Source organism: Mesorhizobium sp. M0768, from assembly GCF_040320195.1.
Taxonomy (GTDB): Bacteria; Pseudomonadota; Alphaproteobacteria; order Rhizobiales; family Rhizobiaceae; genus Mesorhizobium.
The window spans coordinates 1-823 of record NZ_JAMYPD010000106.1 but is presented as its reverse complement, the minus strand read 5'-3'; the positions used below and the strand labels follow the sequence as shown (position 1 = coordinate 823).

Annotated in this window: 1 pseudogene; it reads left to right on the top strand. The window is 59.1% G+C overall.

The features are described 5' to 3' along the window. Window positions 1–447 precede the first annotated feature (447 nt). A pseudogene (locus tag NKI08_RS34855) lies at window positions 448–639 on the top strand (hypothetical protein); the annotation flags it as partial. Window positions 640–823: the final 184 nt, after the last annotated feature.

Here is an 823-nt window from a genome sequence, read left to right as displayed (position 1 = left end):
GATGATCTGCTCTTCCGGAAACCGCTTTCTCTTCATCAGTCCGTCCTTCAATCGAGGCCGGACTCTAATCTCAGTTGGAGGAAATTACCCGTGGCAGGTCATCCCCACTGGGAATGCTTGCTGCCTCGACCTCTCTCCGGCCGGCCGAACGCCCTTTGCGGTGCCGGCCGACACGTTCCGTGCCGGTGCCGGAGCCGAGGAGAGCCCGAGGCCTTCACCATCATCAATCCGCTATATGGGCCATGCGCTCAACAACGCGCTGCAGGACACAGGACGTGCCGTCCCACAGGGATTATTGAATCCCGTTAGGATTTAAACGCCATATCCAATCGCAGCCATCCGCTGAACGCAGCTATCGCCGTCGACGCGAACATCGAACAGAACCGACCCTGCGGTTTTTTCCGCAGCGTCAGCCACACGATCGCAGAACGGTCGATTGAGGTAACAGGCACAGCAATAATCGTGTTGGGGAACAACGGAGAACTTAGATGCGCGTCGGTAAACGGGGACACCGCCCTTTTGGTGGCGGAATTGGCTGCGTGGAATGCGTCTCCGCTGAGTTCCGAAGTCGGAGCCCGCACCCTCGGCATCGCCGACGGCGTCGAAGATTTCCAGGAAATCATTATCCGGCATTCCTAATATGCCGCCTCGCGTTTTGCCCTGAAAGCCGAGCCAGCGCTGATCCAGTTCGCGGAGTCTTCGCCCATGCCGTTCGTCAACGGCATCAAGGCTTCGCGGGAGCGTGTCGTCGCTCGGGACGACGAAGATCGCCAAAGCTTCCTGCGCAAGCGCGGCTTCTCCAAGGCGGAGACGACGAAGATCA